Here is a 1,281-nt window from a genome sequence, read left to right on the forward strand (position 1 = left end):
CCAGGATCAAACTCTCCAAAGAAAATTGATTGGCTTTTTGCTTCAACCGCAGCACCAAAGGCGCTAAACGGCCTCAGCTTTTCTTTCGCGCTTCGTTTCGTTCAGTTTTCAAGGAACAAGCTTTCGACTGTTTTGTCTCTCTCAAACAGCTCTTTTATGTTAGCATAACATCTTTTTGGATGTCAACTGCTTTTTTGCTTCGCATCGCTGTCAAACAACCTCTTTGATCAGCGACGTTTTCTAATATACCACCTTAACTCGAAAAAAGCAATACCTTTTTTAAAAAAATTTTAGGACGCGCTGATCCATCCCCGTTCCCTCTTCTCCATCCCACAGGAAAGCGTTCTTTTCCTAAAAAAGGGGAATGAACACCGGCGCGAGTGCATACATTTCTTCTATGACATCGCTATATAGATGCGATTGGACGCCTTCACATCGACGGCTTTTGCAGAGCGACTGGATGGACTGTCAGGCGACCGAACAACGCCGCTTCCAGCCCCACGCCTGGGTCTGTGAAGCAGGTAGTCGTTCCGTCTTCCGCCACGCCAAGGTGCGGCGAAGAAGACGGCTGTTTGCCTCGGGCGGTCGAAATAGGCAAGCGACTTTTTTCGTCAAGGACGTGGAGAACTTTTCCGTTTTGCATCTATATCGTTGTTGCGATCCTTTCATCAAGGAGGCTTCTTCACTTTGATTCGCGTGTTATCACCAATCAACTTTGACGTTTCTAGTTCGTTTTCGCTTCCGGCCAGCGAACAACGAATCTTAGATGCCCTTGTTTCCTCGCCTAAGTTGTATACGTATGCAAATAAACACCAGCTTCGATTTGAAATCGCCTTGCGCGACCGCATTGTTCGGGCGGCGGGCGAGTTGGCGAAAAGCCGGGCGCGGTTTGCCATTTTCCGTTTTTCGCGCTGCAACAGCGATTTTTGGACGCGGGACGAGCGCGGCGGCTTCCGTCTTCGCCCAGATGTCACGGCTTCCGAAGCGATTCAGGACATTTTTGTCCATAGCGAGCGATACGCGTTTGAATGCGCGACCGCGATCGTCATCGTGTTTTACAAGGCCGTGCTTGACGTAATCGATCCAGCGGCATTCAACCGGCTGTTTGCGGATTTGCTGCTGTATGACTGGCATACCGACCGGGATCTTGGCATTCAAACAAAAAAAGATGAACACTTTCTCCCCGGAGATTGCCTCTATTTTAAAAACCCGGAATTCGATCCGTTGACGCCGCAATGGCAAGGGGAAAATGCCATTTACTTAGAAGGCCGGTGAATTAAT

1 protein-coding gene and 1 pseudogene are annotated in these 1,281 nt (G+C 49.0%); one reads left to right on the top strand and one right to left on the bottom strand.

Annotated features, from left to right (window positions below; translation table 11 throughout):
* Positions 1 to 430: 430 nt before the first annotated feature.
* The gene (locus tag DI44_RS02590; protein WP_223810850.1) at positions 431 to 598 is read right to left on the bottom strand and encodes a hypothetical protein; all 168 of its coding nucleotides are present in this window, start codon (positions 596 to 598) and stop codon (positions 431 to 433) included.
* 89 nt (positions 599 to 687) lie between these two features.
* Here DI44_RS02590 and DI44_RS0117295 point away from each other — a divergent pair.
* Positions 688 to 1,263, top strand: a pseudogene (locus tag DI44_RS0117295) (protein-glutamine gamma-glutamyltransferase); the annotation flags it as partial.
* Between the last annotated feature and the right edge of the window lie 18 nt (positions 1,264 to 1,281).

Origin of the sequence: Geobacillus sp. CAMR5420, from assembly GCF_000691465.1 — a bacterium.
Taxonomy (GTDB): Bacteria; Bacillota; Bacilli; order Bacillales; family Anoxybacillaceae; genus Geobacillus; species Geobacillus thermoleovorans.